The sequence below is a fragment of the Pseudomonas sp. GW821-FHT02H06 genome, from assembly GCF_059421525.1.
Genome location: NZ_JBWKVD010000021.1, coordinates 1 through 17,599, shown reverse-complemented (window position 1 = coordinate 17,599; position 17,599 = coordinate 1). Strand labels below are relative to the sequence as shown.

Below are 17,599 nucleotides of genomic sequence, written 5' to 3'. Positions count from 1 at the left end.
ATTCTTCATTTAACACTGCCAATGGGTTTGCAAACGCGGCGAGCGTGAGGCGATTATTGCTTCTCGGGATCGCCCCGAAATACCTGCCAACTATTAAGGAACACTATGCCGTTTAAAGACCTTTGCCTGGCATTGCTGGTCATCATTGCGTGGGGTTTGAATTTCATCGTGATCAAATACGGCCTGGATGGCCTGCCGCCGATGTTGCTGGGCGCGCTGCGGTTCACGCTGGTCGCGATTCCCGCGGTGTTTTTCATTCGCCGTCCGCAGTTGCCCTGGTTCTGGCTGCTCGCGTATGGAGCGACCATTTCCTTCGGTCAGTTCGCCTTTCTGTTCGAGAGCATGGCCCATGGCATGCCGCCGGGGCTGGCCTCCTTGCTGCTGCAGGCGCAGGCATTCTTCACGCTGCTGTTTGCGGCGATATTCATCGGTGAGAAATTACGCGTGTATAGCGTGGCGGGCTTACTCATTGCTGCTGGCGGACTGACCCTTATCGGCATGGGCACGGGGGCTGCGACCCCGCTTCTGGCGGTGTTGCTGGTGTTGTGCGCGGCCTCGATGTGGGCGCTTGGCAACATCATCACGCGCCGGTTTGGGAGCGTCGATCTCGTCGCCCTGGTGGTCTGGGGTGCGATCGTTCCGCCGCTGCCGTTTCTCGCCATGTCGCTGTGGCTGGAGGGGCCAGCGCTCATTGAGCATTCGTTGCTTAATCTGGGATGGAGTTCAGTGCTGTCGCTCGCTTACCTGGCCTTCGTCGCCACGCTGTTCGGCTACATCAGCTGGAGCAAGCTGCTGTCGCGCTATCCAGCGGGCAAGGTCGCGCCATTTTCTCTGCTGGTGCCGGTGGTCGGCCTCAGTTCCTCAGCGTTGGTGCTGGGCGAGCGACTCAGCGTGCTGCAATGCGCGGGGGGTGTGCTTGTGATGTTGGGTCTGACGGTAAATCTGCTTGGGCCCAAGCTGTTCAGCCGTGGGCGACAAGCGACCGCTTGATGCGCGGGGATCAGGGTTTCGCGATTCAAACCCGATTCAGGCAAGTGCGCCGTCTAGGACGGCGCACTTCCGATCAGCTTACAGGGGAGCCGGCCCGAAGCGGTTATCGCCTTTCTGACCTTCTGTAGCCAGGAACACGATGTTGGCGAAAGGCACAATCAGCCACCAGCCGCTGCGATCAGTGTCGTGCAGTCGGCGCACGCCAACGGCGAGGCCGGGTATCAATAACGCAAGGCTGTAAATATTCGAGAGCATGGAGTTGGTGCCGATGATGGCGTCAACAACGGCAATCGCGATAGAGATCAGGACGTTGATCAGGAAAAACATCCAGTACTCCTTGCGCCGCGCCCTCCCGCTGAACACCGCGTATTTCTTCAGAACGTCCACATACCAGTGAAAAAAACCTGGCTGGGCGACAACGGCAGCGCTATTGCCGCCGCCTGCGTACGCCAGCTGCGGCGCGCCGCACTGCGGGCACGTGACAGCACCATCACTGATTTCCTTTGCACAACCACGACAAAATGCCATTTGAATCTTCCTTTGATTAATTAACACACAGTCCAACGAAAATAAGCAGCGAGACACCGGATAACACAGTCCCGGCGATGGCCATGCCATAGCCCGGTCTTTTGGTGTTGATAGTGATGATCCCCAGAATCAGGGCGATGACAGAGAACAGGCCCAGGCCCTGAATCGTCTCTGTGTCCCATTCACTGTCGTCAAAGAGTGCAAGCGTGCACACGATACTGAGCACGAGCGAAAGGATTGCCATCCAGGGGGGGCCAGCGTTTGCAGGGGGGAGTGGGAGCGTTGCTGAGGTGATTTGACTCGCGCCACATTGTGGGCAAGTGACTGCCGTTTCATGCAGCTCCTTTGCACAGCCACGACAAAATACCATCGCCATCTCATTTCCCTATAGTAGAAAGGCTTGTAGGTGCGTGTCGGCAGCACGGCTGAAATCTTTAGAAAAGATTTTTGTGGGCATTCCTCCCGGCCTGTCTCGAACCCCGTACGCCCGTCATTGCAGAGCATCTGGCTGCCTTTGCGTCCTTTAACGATGCCATGCCTGGAAAGACGAATCAGAAACCTTAACAGCTGATAACGCTTTGCATTACCAATTTATAAAAATGTTGCTACGATCGGCGCCCTCATAGCTTTTCGCCATGCGGAACGTCGCTCGTCAGGGTGCCGTGCCGCGGATCAGCACGCCTTCGTCCTCTCCAGGAAGCACCCGATGCTACGTCCCGCCCTGCCAGCCTTGTCGGCACTCGTCGCCCTTGGTTTCTCCAGCCATTCCCTCGCAGCGCCGGCGCAGCAGGATGTAGCCGATCAGCCATCGGTCACGTCGCCCGCTCAACCGGGCAGTGCCAGCGGCAACCCGGCACCGGGTGCAGTGGCTTTGGAAGGCCTGAGCATCAACGCCGATTACGGCATCGCGGGGCAAGCGACCACGGAGAATTCGGGCTCATACACAACGGGTTCCATGAACACGGCGACCAAGCTGCCGCTGTCCATTCGCGAGACGCCGCAGTCGGTGAGTGTGATCACCCGCCAGCGCATGGACGATCAGGGCATGAACGACCTGAACGACGTAGTGAAATACGCGCCCGGCGTGACGTTGCACCGAACCGCATCGGACCGTCAGGAGTTTCTGGCGCGCGGTTTCAAGATCGACAACATCATGTACGACGGGCTGCCGAGCAGCATCAGCGCCTACACCCAGGATGTGATTTCCGGCGCGGACCTGGCCATGTACGACCGCGTCGAAGTGGTCCGCGGGGCAACGGGGCTGATGACCGGCGCGGGCAGCCCGGCGGCGACGTTGAACCTGGTGCGCAAGCGCCCGACCGCCGTGCCGCAGGTGAGCGTGACCACCAGCGCCGGCAGTTGGGACCGGTATCGCACCGAAGTCGATGCGTCGAACAAGCTCAACGATTCCGGCACCGTTCGCGGCCGTGTCGTGGCGGCATATGAGGACGACAAAAGCTTCTCCGACATCCGCAAGAATCAGCGCCAGACCTTTTACGGCATCCTCGAAGCCGACCTGAATGATTCGACGACCTGGACCGTCGGCGCATCCAAACAGCGTGATGACAACACCTCGGACTGGGGCGGTCTGCCCAGCGGTCCGAACGGCGAAGACCTGCACCTCAAGCGTTCGACGTTCCTCAGCAACGACTGGTCGTACTGGAACAAAGACAACATCATGTTCTTCACCGACGTCACGCACCGTTTCGACAACGGCTGGTCGGCCAAGCTGGCGGGGCAGAAGATCTGGGCCGAGGCGGACACGTTCTCCAGCTACGTCGGCAACTACGACGGTCTGGGCTTTCAGCAGTACCACGGCAAGTACCGCGACGACGACGACCAGACCAACCTGGACGCGTCCCTCAGCGGGCCGTTTCAGATGTTCGGTCGCGAGCATGAACTGGTCGTGGGCGTGAGCCATCGGCAGGAGAAGTTTCACCAGTGGGGCGGCTGGACCGACGGCACGCCGATTGATCTCTACAACCCAACCCATTCAGTGACCAAACCTGACGTCGACACCAGCCTGTATGAAACCCTCAACGCCGCCACCGAAGAAGGCGTTTACGCCGTGGCGCGCCTGAACCCCATCGACCCGCTGCACGTCATCCTTGGCAGCCGCGTCAGTTGGTATGACTTCGACAACCGCGTCGGCAGTGGCGATTACAAGGTGGTGCGCGAAGTCACGCCGTATGCTGGCGTCATTTATGACCTGAACGACACGTACTCGGCCTACGCCAGCTACACCGAAATCTTCAAACCGCAGACCGAAATGGATTCCTCGCGCTCGGTGTTGAAGCCCATGACCGGCAAGAACTACGAGATCGGCCTGAAGGGCGAATACTTCGACGGCGCGCTGAATGCATCGGTGGCGCTTTTTGAAATGGAGCAGGAAAACCGCGCCTATCTGCTGCAGGACCAGAATTCCACCAATTGCCCGAGCTTCCCGGCTTCCAGCTGCTACGGCGCAGCGGGCAAGGTGCGCAGCCGCGGGATCGACACCGAGCTGAGCGGCGCGCTGACGCCGGACTGGCAGTTCTCGGCGTCCTACACCTACGTGCTGAGCCAGTTTGTCGAAGACGGTACCAAAAGCAACGAAGGCAAATTGTTCGCCCCCGAGCAGCCGAAGCACCTGTTCAAAGCCGCGACCAGCTACACCTTGCCGGGTGAGCTGCACAAATGGCGGGTGGGCGCGGACGTGCTGGCCCAGAGCAAGACCTTCAATCGCGTCGGCGATGGCCAGGCGGATCAGGACGCTTACGGCATCGTCGGCCTGATGGCCGGTTACAAGCTGAACGAGCACTGGGACGGCCGGGTGAACGTCAATAACCTGTTCGATACCCGCTACTGGCAGGGCATCCCGACAAACTCGGGCACCGGCGTCTACGGCGATCCGCGCAACCTGATGTTCTCGGTGAAGTGGACGCTCTGATCACTCGCCGCACCCGGCACATCGTTTGATCGCAACGCACTGCGATCAGACGTCCTTGTCCTGATCCTCCGTCAGCAAATCGAGCCCGGCCAAGGGCTCGATCAGCTTCGCGCCTTCATTGCGCACGTTACCGACCTCCTTGCCCACGGCATGCCAGTGGAAATCGCTGACCGGCCGGCAGCCTTCCTGGGCGATTTGCGCAAGCCGTGACGCCGGCGTCTGCGGGTCGACCCATTCCCGGGCGAGCTCGGGCGTCAGCACCAGCGGGCGGCGGTCGTGGATGTCGAGCATGCCGGCATCGCTGGCGGCGGTGATGATGACGAAGCCGTCGCGTTCGTCTGGCTCAAGGCTGGGCCTGACTTGGCCCAATGCGGCGAAGTACATCGGTCCCTGGTCTTTCAGATGGATGAAGTACGGCTGCTTGCGCTTCGCATCGTTGGGGTCTTTGACCCATTCAAACCAGCCGTTCGCCGGGGCCAGGGCGCGACCGTTCGGCCACAGATCCTTGAAGAACTTCCCGGTCATCACCGTTTCGACCCGCGCATTGATCGGGTCGGGCCGTTTGCCTTTCGCCCAGTAGGGCGACCAGCCCCAGCGCACCTTGTCGACGCTCAGGCCGTCGGACACCGGGCGGATGATCTCGACGCGGGTCGTCGGCGCCACGTTGTAGCGCGCGATGGGCCAGAGATCGTAGCCGTTGATCACCAACTGCTCTGGCGCGAGCGTCTTGAGGTAATGGTCCATTGGCTCGTAGATCGAGTAGCGTCCGCACATGTGTCACCCGTCGAATTTTCCTGCTTACCAGATTGACCGCACGCGGCTGAGAACGTTAACTGTATATACGTACAGTTAACAAACACAAGGTCAGTCCCATGAGTGTCACCATCCTTGGCCGGTTATCGGCGGCGGGCGAGCGGTTTCCCCTTTATGCCTTTCAAGTGCCCGCAGGTTTCCCTTCGCCGGCGGCCGATCACATCGAGCGGCACATCTCGCTGGACGAGCTGTTCGACATCCGCGCGCCCCATGTCTATCTCGTGAAAATAGAGGGCGACAGCATGCAGGGCGCGGGCATCTATTGCGGCGATCTGGTGATCGTCGACCGCAGCCTGTATGCCGAGCACGGCGACATTGTCATCGCCGCCTTGAATACCGAGCCAGTCTGCAAGCGCCTGCACATGCGTGGCAACGAAGTCATCCTCAAATCCGAAAACACCAAATACCCGCCGCGCTATGTCATGGAAGGCGACGAGTTGCTGATCTGGGGCGTGGTGAAATACAGCGTTCGCGATCACGACAAGGTGATGCATTCGTGATTCAGAGGCTTTCTATATAAGGGAGGCGCGGAGGAGGGAGGTGACAGCACGGGCGTATTGGAACCATTCAAGCGCCCGTGCCACACAGCATAAACCTCTCAGGATGACCTCCGATGCCGCCTGCCTTCCGCCCGTATTCGGGCGCATTGCGTGTCGTTCGACCGATGCGCCTCGCTTCACTGACTGTTGCGATGTTGTGTGCCGGTTGCCAGTCTTACGGCCCGCCCGAGGCGAGCACCGAACGCACGCCGCGCCTGGTGGCAGGGCTCCATCGCAGCGAAGAGCCGGTGGCTTATTCGCGGTCAACGCAACCCTACGACGGCAGTGATATCTGGCAACGGATGGGACAGGATTTCCGCCTGGCCGACGACAACGGCGTCAACGAACGCATCGTGCGGCAGCGCGACTGGCTGCTGGGCAACGCAGGCTTCATCCGCAATGCCAGTCAGCGGGCCAGCCCGTATTTGCATTTCATCGTCGAAACCCTCGACCAGCGGGCGATGCCGGCCGAGCTGGCTTTGTTGCCGATCATCGAGAGTGCCTACAACCCCAAAGCCAATTCGATCCGTGACGCGGCCGGCCTGTGGCAGTTCATGGCGGCCACCGGGCGCGATTTCAACCTGCGCCAGACCGCCTGGTATGACGGACGGCGGGACGTCGTGGCGTCCAGCAAAGCGGCGATGGATTACCTGACGCGCCTGCACACCCAGTTCGGCGGCGACTGGCTGTTGGCGATGGCGGCCTATAACGCAGGGGAGGGCACGGTGAGCCGGGCCATCGACGCGAATCAGCGCCGAGGCCTGCCTACCGATTACTGGCACCTGAGCCTGCCAAAGGAAACCCAGGATTACGTGCCGCGACTGCTGGCGTTGTCGATGCTGGTGCGCGAACCCGAGACCTATGGCGTGAAGCTCAGCCCGGTGGCCAATGCGCCGTATTTCACGGTGCTGGAGCTCGCGCGGCCGGTGGACCTGGAGCGCCTCGCCGCCAGTGCCGGCATCGATCGCTCGGTGCTGCTGAACCTCAATCCGGCGTTCCTGCGCAAAAAAACCGCCGACGGGCCCTCCCGCGTGCTCGTGCCTCGCGACCAGTTCGAGCAGCTTTCTGCCACCCTCGGCAAAATGACCGACGACGTCATGCCCGGTAACGAGGCACTGGCGGTGACCACTGCCACGGCGTCAGCGGGGATTGTGCGCCCCTGAAGCGACACTCCAGTCACCAATTTGTCCGCTTCGGGCCCACTTTTGGCAGCAATGGGCTCGTCGTGTGTCGGCACGGACACAATCCGGCCGTGTGCTTTCCACATCCCGATCGGCCCGGATGAGCCGGGTCAGACTTATTCATAGAACCAATTAACAAAAATTTCACCGAACTTTTCAGACGCGTTGTAAAAACGCCGATACATCATGGCCAGTCGCCTCCGAAGACACAATTAGAAACATCCACTGCCATAGGTTGATGAGTGCTCAGGTCCGGTGAGCGGTGTCGGACAAGTCGTACTCAACGGCAATGAATAGTTGGATCCCATTATCGAATCAGCACTGATGCGCAAACCTTTGCTTTGCATTTAATAGTCGAAAATAAAATGACCGCCATGCCCGACCCTCTAAATTCAAGGGGTTTGGACCTATACGCGAGAGTACAGTAAAGCGTGTTCGGAAAACCGAGTTGGAGCAGTCGGATTTCCGAACGTAGTTAAACTAATGGTCCTGAGAACTAGCAAGCAATACGCAAGTTGTTAAACAACTTATAAAGTTCGCAGAGGGTTATATAAGTTCTCGGGGCCGACAGTTCATAAGTTCAATAAGGCATTTAGTTCTGATTAATGTCAGGCACGGGCGGGCAGTTAATAGTCGTCGGCGAGGCGGGCTTGATGAATGTTCGCGAGTCGTACGCGGCATTAATAAGAGCGTTCGATGGTTAACGGTTACGCAGAGGGAGGATCGATCGTGGAGGGCGGGATGAAATGCACCATGGCAGAGCATAACCCGATGATTGTTAAGCTATTGTGATGCAGGCGCCAGGCCGGCCGTGCCCTTGGACGCCCCCAATGACTCATTGTCCAGTCGGGGGCACCGGAAGATTTTAAATAGCCGTTTGAATGTTTTGCAGATAATTAGTTAACTCCGTCAATAAAGTCAAAGTGCTATCACATTGGTGGTGTGAAGTATGTCTCACGACGCTGGGGAACTAAATTTAATTATTGCTGCCTTTGAAATGCGTGGTATTAATAAATCGCTTGCTCCCACTACGAGAGGTATCGATGAAAGAAGAAATCGATGTAAGCGACTGTTCGTGTCAGCCTGAAAATGTGGCGCTGGATATCCAGCAGATAGCATTGAATACCGCCAACCTGAGTATGGATTTGCTGCTCTGCGGGGAGACTGGAACAGGCAAGGACACGCTGGCCAAACGTATTCATGACTTGTCCGGTCGGACAGGTTCTTTCATCGGTATGAACTGCGCCGCCATTCCGGAATCGCTGGCGGAAAGTCAGTTGTTCGGTGTTGTGAATGGCGCCTATACCGGTGTCAGCCGGTCCCGGGAGGGGTACATCGAAGCGGCCTGCGGCGGCACGCTGTACCTGGACGAGATCGACAGCATGCCGCTGAGCCTGCAGGCCAAGCTGCTGCGGATTCTGGAAACCCGGGGCATCGAGCGATTGGGCTCGACCGACTTCATTCCGGTGGACCTTCGGGTCATCGCGTCGGCGCAGCGCCCTCTGGATGAACTCGTGGAACAAGGGCTTTTTCGTCGCGACCTGTTTTTTCGGCTCAATGTGCTGACCATTCAAATGCCAGCCTTGCGCAAGCGTCGCGAACAGATCCTGCCGTTGTTCGACCAGTTCACCCAGGAAGTCGCCGCCGATTTCGGCTGCCCGGTCCCCGAGCTGGACAACCGCCTGGTACAACTGCTGCTCAGCCATTCATGGCCCGGCAACATTCGCGAACTGAAGTCTGCCGCCAAGCGTTTCGTGCTGGGCTTCCCGCTGCTGGGCGGCGATGCGCCTCCGGATCGCGATCTGGAAACCGGCCTGAAGACCCAGCTGCGTGTCATCGAAAGAATGCTCATCGAAGACGCGCTCAAGCGCCACAAGCACAGCCTGGAAGCCGTGGTGCAGGAGCTCGAAATTCCCCGGCGCACGTTGTATCACCGGATGAAAGAGCTGGGCATGAACGATGCGGAAGAAGCGGCGATTTCGTAGGACCGGTTTCAGGCGGGAAGAGGCCAGTGTGTTCCGTATCAATCGTGTGGTGTAGAGCCTGACGCCTTCCCGGCTAACGCCGGTCCCACGAAAGCGAGTCCTGCCCAGAGTCCCACACATACCTGCCGCACCAGGCGCGCTGTTTCGCAATGGACGCCTCGCAGCCAATCTCGCGCAGCCAATGTCGCGTAACCCTGAAATACCAGAGGTCGTGGATGAGTGTGTACGAGTTATTCGATGAGCAACTGGAGGACGACCATCAGGTGCCGAACCTGCGCGTGGTGGCCCGAAGTCTCGGTCAGTTGGGGATCGACCTGCTGCTGTCAGGGGAAACCGGCACCGGCAAGGACACCGTCGCCAGCCGGATCCACACGCTGTCCGGACGCAAGGGCCGGCTGGTCGCGATGAACTGCGCCGCCATTCCGGAATCCCTGGCCGAGAGCGAATTGTTCGGCGTGGTCAGTGGCGCCTACACCGGCGCGGACAAGGCGCGAGTCGGCTACATCGAAGCGGCCCAGGGCGGCACCTTGTACCTGGACGAGATCGACAGCATGCCCCTGAGCCTGCAAGCCAAACTCCTGCGGGTGCTGGAAACGCGCTCGGTCGAGCGGCTCGGCTCGACGACACCCATCGCTTTGGATGTCTGCGTCATTGCCTCGGCTCAGCGCTCCCTCGACGAAATGGTCGAGCAGGGTCGTTTTCGCCGGGATCTGTATTTCCGCCTGAACGTCCTGACCGTCACGCTGGCGCCCCTGCGCGAACAGCGCGCCCGTATCCTTCCGCTGTTCACCCGCTTCGCTGAGGCGGCGGCGCAGGAGTCGGGTATTCCGGTGCCCGAGACCACCGGCGTGCTGCGTCACGTCCTGCTCAACCATGACTGGCCGGGCAACATCCGCGAACTGAAATCAGCGGCCAAGCGTCACGTCATGGGCTTTCCGCTGCTGGGCGGCGAGTCCGGTGAGGACGGCGAGTCATCGGGCCTGAAATCGCAGTTGCGGGTGATCGAAAAAGCACTGATTCAGGCGGCGCTCAAGCGCCACAACAACAGCGTCGAAGCGGTGAGTCAGGAGCTCGACATCCCCCGTCGCACGCTCTACCACCGCATGAAAGAACTGGACGTCTGACCTCCCGTTCACCTCGCTGCTTCTGGCGACACCTGCTCGTCCACACGTCCATATCCGCAGCTTCCGTGAACATCCCGAATTTTATTGAGCCCCATGCGGAACCGATCCCGAGGTCGGTGCCACCCATTGGCACCAAGCACTTTCGCTGGTGATGACTCAGGAGTGTTCGACATGAATCCAATCTCAATGGTCGGTGGCCTCGCCAACAGCGCGATCAACGCGGGCGGGCAAATGACTCAGCAGGCAGCCAGCGCTGTGACCAACGTCAAGCAGGAAAACCAGATCACCGAATCTGCCGCTCCTTCCAAGGCCGAAGCCGCACAAAACGCCGCCACCGAAAAGGCCGATGCCAGCCAGGCGCGCCTGATTGCCATGCAGACCGAAGCCGACATCCGCAAGCAGACCAACGATGTCCTCAGCGCTATCCGTTCCGGCAAGGAAGACAGCGCCAACAAGGCGATCAGTGCCGAGGCGCAGAACGCCAAAGGCATCAGCTACTGATCGGTCCGAGCGCCCCCTGAAAAAGGGGGCATCCACCTGAGGATGGAGGTTTCATGCTAAGTCTCAATGCCAATACCAATCCGCTGCAAAACCTGCACATCGGCACCGTGGTGTCCCAGCCGACGCTGGGCGGCGACAAGACCCCGCAGTCGCTCAAGGACGTGATCGATCAGCTCGCTCAGGCGCTGACCAAAGGCGGGCACCTGGACAAGGAATCGCCGCTGGGCCAGATGGTCGGCAAGCAAATGGAGAAGAACAACCCGTTGGCGTCGTTGATTGGCGGCAATCCGGACATGATCAAGGCTGCTTTGGGTGACCTGATCAAAGACAAACTGGGGGAAAACTTTGGTGCTGCCGCCGATGCAGGCCAGGCAGGTGCCGGCGCGCCGGACCTGATGTCGCAGACCCTCAACGGTCTGGCCAAGGCCTCGCTGGATGACCTGCTGACCAAAACGGATCAAGGCACGACCTTCTCCAAGGGCGACATGCCGCTGCTGGAAAAAATCGCCGAATTCATGGACCAGCGCACCGCCCAGGATCCGCAGAAGTTTCCGGCGCCGGATTCGGGCTCCTGGAAGAACGAACTCACGGCTGAGGGCGACAATTTCCTCGACGGCAAAGAAACGGCTGCCTTTCGTTCTGCACTGGACTCGCTGGGCAGCCAGCTCGGTCAGGAACAGAACGGCCTCAGTGATGCCGGCAGCGGATCGCCACTGAGCAACCTGTCACCGACCGACCCGTCGGGCGGCGCTGCGCAGACCCCGAACAGCGTCAATCAAGACCTCGGCCAACTGCTGGGTGACCTGCTGCAGAAGGGCGTCAACGCCAGCGTCGGCGGCGGCCTCGGTACGCCGATGAACGATGCGTCTCAGTCGGCTGGTGCCACAAATAGCGTGACCCAGGACCTGGGGCAACTGCTCAGCGGCCTGATCAAGAAAGGCCTCGAAGCCGAACAGAACGGAGCCGGCGTCAACGGCGCAGGCGGGCAAACCAATCCGTTCGCCCAGCAGGATCAGCAAAACATGCTGGCCCAGGCCGCCACTGCCCTTGTCTCGGCCCTGGTGGGTGGCGGCAACAACAGCAACAGCCTTTCCTGAAGCCAACCGTACGCATCGACACCGTCTGCCGGAGAACGCCCGTGACCCTTTCCAATGTCAACCAACTCAAATCGCCGTCCACCGATCTTGAGCCACGCCTGGATCAGGGACTGGTCAGCGGGCCTTCGCAGGCGGACGTCGATCTGTTCAACGCCGCCATGCGCCCCGAGCTGTCGATGCAGCAGAGTCATTTATCCGAACAGATCGCCAGCGCGCTGTCGGACCGCCTTGGCGCCACCGACAAGCTGTCGCAGCAAGCCGCGCGGAAGATGAAACGGGCGTCCACCACTGACGACCCGCTGGAAATTTCCCAGATGAGCCGGTCGCTGTCGCAGTACTCACTGCAGATGGCGCTGACCACCAAAGTCGTCAGCAAGAGCGCCCAGGCCCTCGATAAACTGACCAACCTGCAGTAGAGGCATACCGTGAACTACCTGACTGCGGGACTGATCTGCCTGATGCTGCTGCTCAGCGGGTGCAGCGACGACACGGACCTGTTCACCGGGCTGTCCGAGCAGGATTCCAACGACGTGATCGCCAGCCTCGCCGACCAGCACATCGACGCGCGCAAGCGCAGCGAGAAGACCGGCGTGGTCATCAGCGTGCCGACGGCCGAGATCAATCGCGCGGTGCGGATCCTCGATGCCGCCGGCCTGCCACGGCGATCGCGCACCAGTCTGGGCGAAATCTTCAAGAAGGAAGGGGTGATTTCCACGCCGCTGGAAGAGCGCGCGCGTTACATCTACGCCTTGTCCCAGGAGCTGGAAGCGACGCTGTCGCAGATCGACGGCGTCATCGTCGCCCGCGTCCATGTCGTGCTGCCTGAACGCATCGCGCCGGGCGAGCCGGTGCAGCCTGCGTCGGCGGCAGTGTTCATCAAACACACCTCGGCCCTCGACCCTGACAGCGTGCGCGGGCGTATTCAGCAGATGGTCGCCAGCAGCATCCCCGGCATGTCCGGCGAGCCGCTGGATTCGAAGAAATTCGCCATCGTATTCGTGCCGGCGGCGGAATTTCAGGACACCGAACGGCTGGTGAACTTCGGGCCCTTTCTGGTCGACAGCGCCAACCTCGACTTCTGGAATCGCATGCTGTGGCTCGCACCGTTTGCCGCACTGTTGCTGATTGCCTTGATCGTGTTGATCCTGCGCGGCGACTGGCGCAATGCGCTGTTGCAACGCATCGGCCTGCGCCGCAGTGCCCGGACGAGCATGCCGGTGCGGGCGTAATGCTCAGCGTCGAGGAGCACTGGATTCGCTGGTGGTGCGCGCCCTGGGAATGGGCCCACGCCGACTGGATCGACGTGTTCGCCGACCATTGCGGCATCACCCGCGAGGACTGTACGGAACTGCTCGGCACTCGCCACGACGTGTTTCTGCACAGCGTTGGCGTGGTCCCGAGCCAACCGCCGCCGCCTGTTGATTCGCTGATGCAGTGGCTGCGACTGGATGAAGCGCAGCAGCACCGGGCGCTGTCCCTGGCGGGCCGAATCTGTTTCGGCCAGGCCGACTGCGCTGGCGCCGATGACGCCGGGCACGTGCATGAGCCTTGGTGCCGCGCGGTGGCCAAAGCGTTGCGGCCCGGTTTATGGCTGGACGCCTCGGTGACGGATGCGCGGGTGTTGCTGGCGGCGTGGGCGGGTGAGCCTTGCTGGTCGCGGCTGCGCCTGTCCTGGGCGCCGGATGCACTGCCGCCGCCCTGCGCCGAGCTGCCCGAAAATAAGCTGCACACCCTGTGGCACTCGGTGTTATGGCGGGTGACGACGCCTTGATGAGTGCGGTTACCTCATTGTCCTTCAGGAGCTGAACATGCTCGCCAAGCGTCGTCTTGTGTTGTCTTCCTCCGCTGTGCTGGTCACCGACATTCTGCGTCGCGAAGACCTGGCCGGTACCGTGCTCGCCGCTGAAGTGCTGGGCAACGCCCGCGCTGAAGCCGAGCAGATTCTTGCCGATGCACACGCCCAGGCGCAGCAGGAAAAGGATCAGGCGCTGGCGCAGTTCTGGGACAGCGCCAACGGTTTTCTGCAGCAGCTGGAGCAGCAGCGATCGGCGCTGGCGCAGGAATCCATGGAGGCTGTTGAAGCCTTGCTCAATGAGGCCCTCGCCGAGTTGCTCGACCAGACGACACTCGCTGAACGCAGTCGCGCGCTGATGAGGAATCTTGCCGCCGGCCAGACCGTCGAAACCAGGGCCGTGCTCAGCGCCCATACCGACATGCTCGACAGCCTCGGTGAGTGGCTGTCGGCCAGTCGCTTTGCCGATCACTGGCAGCTAAAAGGTGACCCGGCGCTGGCGCCGCAGACCTTGCGCCTGAGCGATGCCAACGGCGCGTTCGACATCGACTGGGACAGCCTGCGCCGTGGGCTCGCGGGGTCGACGGCGCATTCATGAGTTTTTCTTGACCCGGTTGTGACGGTTCATGGAACCGGAGCGGCCGCAGGTTCCACTCAGGGGTTGAATCCCTCAGTTGGAGCCACCGGCATGATCAGTTTCAAATCCCTGCAAAACCACCTCGATCACTCCTATTCCCGCGCCCAGGACGACATGCAGGACGCTGCCGAAACCGCCTCTGAAAGCGGCACCATGGAAGATTTCCAGGCATTCAGCGATGCCTCGCAGCAGACCAACGTCGCCAACATGATTCTCAACGAAGGGCTGCGCGCCAAACACGGCATCACCAAAGCGATCATCGATGGAATTCAGTGAATTCAGCGCGATCCTCGCCCAGTGGTGCGAGCGCCGTCCGCTCGCACCGCTGGACTGCTGGATCGATGACGCCAACGCGCGGCTGGCGGTGTCGGGCAACGGCATTCGCCTGAGCCTCGATGTGCTCGATCCCTACGACGGCAGCGACCCGCAACGCCTCGACGCGGTACTCGCCCAGGGCGGTGCCGGCGTGGCCTGTGCCTGTGAGGGCGGGCTGGCCATCGACCCCGACACCCGCTGCGTGGTGTTGGTGAGCTGGATTCCCGACCCCTGCAACCCCACGCAACTGCTCGAACGTCTGGAGCGCCTGGCCAATCAGCGCGCCGCGATGCTCAGCCTCATGCAAACCTCGATTCGCAGCGCGACCGCCTCGTCGTCCCGCTCGACCCTCAGAACCTGGCAACCGGGAGTGTGAAATGCGCAAGGCCTTAATGTGGTTGCCTTTGCTGATGATCGGCATTGGTGCGCCGGCGCTGGCCGCGGTGCCTGACGCCTGGAAACACACCGCCTACGCCTACGATGCGCGGCAGACCGAACTGGCGACGGCGCTGGCAGACTTCGCCAAGGAGTTCGGCATTGGCCTGGACATGCCGGCGATACCGGGCACGCTGGACGGGCGCATTCGTGCGCAGAACCCCCAGGAATTCCTCGACCGGCTGGGTCAGGAGCATCATTTCCAGTGGTTCGTCTACAACGAAACCCTGTACATCAGCCCGACCAGCGAGCAGACCTCGGCGCGCATCGAAGTGTCGCCGGAAGCGGTCGATGACCTGCAGCAGGCGCTGTCCGACGTTGGCCTGCTGGACAAGCGCTTCGGCTGGGGCGCATTGCCCGACGAAGGCGTGGTGCTGGTGCGCGGCCCGGCCAAGTACGTCGACTTTGTGCGCAGTTACAGCAAGAAGGTCGAGGCGCCGGAAAAAGCCGAGAAGCAGGACATCGTGGTCCTCCCGCTGAAGTACGCCAACGCCGCCGACCGCACCATTCGCTATCGCGATCAACAGCTCACCGTCGCCGGCGTCGCCAGCATTCTCCAGGAGCTGCTGGAAAGTCGCTCCCGTGGCGAGTCCATCAACGGCGTCAACCTGCTGCAAGGGCAGGGCGGCGCGGGGGGATCTGCAGGCGGCGGCGCCACGTCCTCAGGCCTGAACTACGGCGGCATGCAAAGCCAGGGCTTTGACACCGGGGCCATCGAACAGGGGCTGGATCGGGTGCTGGGCTCCAAGGGCAAACGCGGCGGGTCGTCCAGCGAAGCGGCGGGCCGCTCGAAAATCCGCGTCAGCGCCGACGTGCGCAACAACTCGGTGCTGATCTACGACCTGCCCAAGCGCCGGGCGATGTACGAGAAGCTGGTCAAGGAACTGGATACGCCGCGCAACCTGATCGAGATCGACGCGGTGATTCTCGACATCGACCGCAACGAGCTGGCGCAGCTGTCCAGCCGCTGGAACTTCAAAGGCGGCAGCGTGAGCGGTGGCGCCAATCTGTTCGAGCAGGGCACCAGCACCACGCTGTTCATTCAGGATGCCGGCAAGTTCTCGGCGGACCTGCATGCCCTCGAAGGCAACGGCGCGGCGTCGGTGATCGGCAATCCGTCGATTCTGACCCTGGAAAACCAGCCGGCGGTGATCGACTTCAGCCGCACCGAATACCTCACCGCCACTTCCGAGCGCGTCGCGGACATTGTGCCCATTACGGCGGGCACCAGCTTGCAGGTGATTCCGCGCTCCCTGGACCAGAACGGCAAATCCCAGGTGCAATTGATCGTCGACATCGAAGACGGCCAGATCGACACCTCGCAAATCAACGAAGACCAGCCGGCGGTGCGCAAGGGCAACGTCAGCACCCAGGCGGTGATCGCTGAGCACGGGTCGCTGGTCATCGGCGGATTCCACGGGCTGGAAACCACCGACAAGGTCAACAAAATCCCGCTGCTGGGCGATATTCCAGTGATCGGCAAACTGCTGTTCCAGTCCCGCAGTCGCGAGCTGAACCAGCGTGAGCGCCTGTTCATCCTCACGCCGAGGCTGATAGGCGATCAGATCAACCCGGCGCGTTACGTGCAGAACGGCAACCCCCACGATGTTGATGACCAGATGAAACGCATCAAGGAACGCCGCGACGGTGGCGAACAACCGACTCGCAGCGACGTGCAGAACGCCTTCACCCAGTTGCTCGACGGCGTGACCCCGGTGGGCTTCAACAGTGGCGAGACCTTGCCGTTCGAAGCCGACAGCCTGTGTGATCCGGGCATCGGTCTGACCATGGATCGCCAGCGTTCCCAGTGGTTTACCCGCAAGGACTGGGGCATCGCGGTGGTCGTGGCGCGCAACACCACCAGCAAACCGGTGCGCATCGACGAAAGCCGCTGCGGCGGTCGCTGGGTGATGGGTGTCAGCGCCTGGCCCCATGCGTGGCTGCAGCCGGGGGCGGAGAGTGAAATCTACATCGCCCTGCGTCAGCCGCAGGTGTCGAGCAAGGCCAAACAGAACCGACCTTCGCTGCTCAAGGGGGCTACACGATGAACCTGCGCGGTTTGCTTTTGCTGTTTCTGGTCACTGCCACGTTGGCGGGGTGTGCCACCCATGGGTGTTCGGGTTATTCGTGCAAGCGGCCGGATTCCAATGACCGGGAGCTGGTGATCTGGTGGCCGCCGGACATGCGTCAGGGGATTGATGAGCGTGACCATGAGCAGGATTTTACTGTGGTGCCATTGAAGGACTGAGCATGATTCGGGTATCGGAAAAATCAGCGTTTTACGCCCACGTCGCCGCCGAACGTGCAGCGATCTGGCCGGTGGCAACGGGCGTGGCGTTTGTCAGTCGACGTGAGCATCGGGACTGGGGCATCGCGCTGCATATCGAGGGCCGGGCCTTACGCCCGGAGCAGCTGCGCGATGCGTTGGAGCGGCGGTTTTCGCAGGCGGAGTTGTTTAACGATTTCTTTCTGTTTCTGGATGTGCAGCGGGATTTTGTGGTCTGGCACGCGGTGCCCGATGCGCAGGGGGCGGCGGTGAGTCTGGACAGTATTCGTCGGCAGGAGCTTGAGCTGGCGGGGTTGGGGCATCTCAGTGATGCTTTGCAATAGCGCGCTCGCGGGGCTCGCTTTCAAGATCTGGATCAAAATCCGGATCAAGAGCGTCTGCCTAACGGCAGACATTTCGCCTTCGGCGAGTTACTTGGAAAAGCACCCCAAGTAACCAAGGGTGCC

19 protein-coding genes and 1 pseudogene are annotated in these 17,599 nt (G+C 61.1%); 17 read left to right on the top strand and 3 right to left on the bottom strand.

Annotated elements, in window-relative coordinates; all coding sequences use genetic code 11:
- The first annotated feature begins 105 nt into the window (after positions 1 to 105).
- The gene (locus AC07VF_RS24065; protein ID WP_495009812.1) at positions 106 to 990 is read left to right on the top strand and encodes an EamA family transporter; all 885 of its coding nucleotides are present in this window, start codon (positions 106 to 108) and stop codon (positions 988 to 990) included.
- 78 nt (positions 991 to 1,068) lie between these two features.
- On the opposite strand, the gene AC07VF_RS24060 is transcribed toward AC07VF_RS24065, so the two are convergent.
- Both AC07VF_RS24060 and AC07VF_RS24055 read right to left on the bottom strand, forming a co-directional pair.
- Complete coding sequence (locus AC07VF_RS24060) at positions 1,069 to 1,518, bottom strand: DUF805 domain-containing protein (protein ID WP_423574732.1); 450 nt, start codon at positions 1,516 to 1,518, stop codon at positions 1,069 to 1,071.
- 16 nt (positions 1,519 to 1,534) lie between these two features.
- On the bottom strand, positions 1,535 to 1,894 hold the full coding sequence (locus AC07VF_RS24055; RefSeq protein WP_495009811.1) for a DUF4190 domain-containing protein: 360 nt from the start codon (positions 1,892 to 1,894) through the stop codon (positions 1,535 to 1,537).
- Between the two features lie 330 nt (positions 1,895 to 2,224).
- On the opposite strand from AC07VF_RS24055, the gene AC07VF_RS24050 reads away from it, so the two are divergent.
- Positions 2,225 to 4,447 carry a TonB-dependent siderophore receptor gene (locus AC07VF_RS24050; protein WP_495009810.1) on the top strand — a complete coding sequence of 741 codons (2,223 nt, stop codon included), beginning with the start codon at positions 2,225 to 2,227 and terminating at the stop codon, positions 4,445 to 4,447.
- Positions 4,448 to 4,492: 45 nt separating this feature from the next.
- On the opposite strand, the gene AC07VF_RS24045 is transcribed toward AC07VF_RS24050, so the two are convergent.
- Positions 4,493 to 5,221, bottom strand: coding sequence for an SOS response-associated peptidase family protein (locus AC07VF_RS24045; RefSeq protein ID WP_495009809.1), 729 nt, complete (start codon positions 5,219 to 5,221; stop codon positions 4,493 to 4,495).
- A gap of 98 nt (positions 5,222 to 5,319) precedes the next feature.
- Here AC07VF_RS24045 and AC07VF_RS24040 point away from each other — a divergent pair, with 98 nt between their 5' ends.
- The 15 genes and pseudogenes from AC07VF_RS24040 to AC07VF_RS23970 all read left to right on the top strand — a co-directional run bounded on the left by AC07VF_RS24040 (position 5,320) and on the right by AC07VF_RS23970 (position 17,476).
- Positions 5,320 to 5,760, top strand: coding sequence for a LexA family protein (locus tag AC07VF_RS24040; RefSeq protein ID WP_065989204.1), 441 nt, complete (start codon positions 5,320 to 5,322; stop codon positions 5,758 to 5,760).
- Positions 5,761 to 5,873: 113 nt separating this feature from the next.
- Positions 5,874 to 6,959 (top strand): annotated as a pseudogene (locus AC07VF_RS24035) (transglycosylase SLT domain-containing protein); the annotation flags it as partial.
- A gap of 1,064 nt (positions 6,960 to 8,023) precedes the next feature.
- Positions 8,024 to 8,965, top strand: a complete 942-nt coding sequence (locus AC07VF_RS24030; protein ID WP_346628140.1) for a sigma 54-interacting transcriptional regulator — start codon at positions 8,024 to 8,026, stop codon at positions 8,963 to 8,965.
- A gap of 215 nt (positions 8,966 to 9,180) precedes the next feature.
- The gene (locus AC07VF_RS24025) at positions 9,181 to 10,089 is read left to right on the top strand and encodes a sigma 54-interacting transcriptional regulator (RefSeq protein WP_192174807.1); all 909 of its coding nucleotides are present in this window, start codon (positions 9,181 to 9,183) and stop codon (positions 10,087 to 10,089) included.
- Between the two features lie 171 nt (positions 10,090 to 10,260).
- Entirely contained in the window at positions 10,261 to 10,590 is a 330-nt protein-coding gene (locus AC07VF_RS24020) for a type III secretion system major pilin HrpA (RefSeq protein ID WP_108122843.1), read from the top strand.
- A 53-nt stretch (positions 10,591 to 10,643) separates the two neighbouring features.
- A complete protein-coding gene (locus AC07VF_RS24015) occupies positions 10,644 to 11,687 on the top strand; it encodes a harpin HrpZ family protein (RefSeq protein WP_192174806.1) in 1,044 nt (347 codons plus the stop codon).
- Between the two features lie 41 nt (positions 11,688 to 11,728).
- The gene (gene sctI / locus AC07VF_RS24010) at positions 11,729 to 12,103 is read left to right on the top strand and encodes a type III secretion system inner rod subunit SctI (protein WP_192134532.1); all 375 of its coding nucleotides are present in this window, start codon (positions 11,729 to 11,731) and stop codon (positions 12,101 to 12,103) included.
- A 9-nt stretch (positions 12,104 to 12,112) separates the two neighbouring features.
- The gene (gene sctJ, locus AC07VF_RS24005; protein WP_495009808.1) at positions 12,113 to 12,916 is read left to right on the top strand and encodes a type III secretion system inner membrane ring lipoprotein SctJ; all 804 of its coding nucleotides are present in this window, start codon (positions 12,113 to 12,115) and stop codon (positions 12,914 to 12,916) included.
- Positions 12,916 to 13,458: a type III secretion protein gene (locus AC07VF_RS24000; RefSeq protein ID WP_495009807.1), complete on the top strand. Its 543-nt coding sequence runs from the start codon at positions 12,916 to 12,918 to the stop codon at positions 13,456 to 13,458. Before sctJ ends, AC07VF_RS24000 begins: the two co-directional genes overlap by 1 nt.
- Positions 13,459 to 13,495: 37 nt before the next feature.
- Positions 13,496 to 14,077: a type III secretion system stator protein SctL gene (sctL, locus tag AC07VF_RS23995; protein ID WP_495009806.1), complete on the top strand. Its 582-nt coding sequence runs from the start codon at positions 13,496 to 13,498 to the stop codon at positions 14,075 to 14,077.
- Between the two features lie 90 nt (positions 14,078 to 14,167).
- Entirely contained in the window at positions 14,168 to 14,392 is a 225-nt protein-coding gene (locus tag AC07VF_RS23990; protein ID WP_065989219.1) for a type III secretion protein, read from the top strand.
- Entirely contained in the window at positions 14,379 to 14,807 is a 429-nt protein-coding gene (locus AC07VF_RS23985) for a type III secretion system chaperone family protein (RefSeq protein ID WP_495009805.1), read from the top strand. Before AC07VF_RS23990 ends, AC07VF_RS23985 begins: the two co-directional genes overlap by 14 nt.
- Position 14,808: 1 nt before the next feature.
- Positions 14,809 to 16,914, top strand: a complete 2,106-nt coding sequence (gene sctC, locus AC07VF_RS23980) for a type III secretion system outer membrane ring subunit SctC (RefSeq protein WP_495009804.1) — start codon at positions 14,809 to 14,811, stop codon at positions 16,912 to 16,914.
- Entirely contained in the window at positions 16,911 to 17,114 is a 204-nt protein-coding gene (gene hrpT / locus AC07VF_RS23975) for an HrpT family type III secretion system protein (RefSeq protein ID WP_074891941.1), read from the top strand. The genes sctC and hrpT overlap by 4 nt, the downstream gene beginning before the upstream one ends.
- Positions 17,115 to 17,116: 2 nt before the next feature.
- Positions 17,117 to 17,476, top strand: coding sequence for a type III secretion protein HrpV (locus AC07VF_RS23970; RefSeq protein WP_192174800.1), 360 nt, complete (start codon positions 17,117 to 17,119; stop codon positions 17,474 to 17,476).
- The last annotated feature ends 123 nt before the right edge of the window (positions 17,477 to 17,599 follow it).